General features: G+C 65.3%; 1 protein-coding gene. It reads left to right on the top strand.

Annotated features, from left to right (window positions below; translation table 11 throughout):
* The coding region (locus B7449_RS18560; protein WP_048884047.1) for a hypothetical protein at nucleotides 1–225 on the top strand (225 nt) is incomplete at both ends.

The following is a 225-nucleotide window of genomic DNA, read 5'->3' as shown; positions in this document are numbered from 1 at the left end:
GCCGATCTGCGTCCGTCGGAGATCACCGCGCGCCTTGGCGCTCCCTGGTTGCCGGTCAGAGACATCATCGCCTTCACCGCCGAGGTGCTCGGGGTCGAGACGACCATCTATCACGCCCCCGCGGTCGCCTGCTGGACCGTGGAAAAACGGGCGTTCATGGGCAAGGCCGAGGCAACGTCAATCTGGGGAACGGAACGGCGACATGCCGGCGAACTGCTGGAAGAT

It is taken from the genome of Komagataeibacter intermedius TF2 (genome assembly GCF_000964425.1).
GTDB classification, from domain to species: Bacteria; Pseudomonadota; Alphaproteobacteria; order Acetobacterales; family Acetobacteraceae; genus Komagataeibacter; species Komagataeibacter intermedius.
This window is presented reverse-complemented; position numbering and strand designations above follow the sequence as displayed.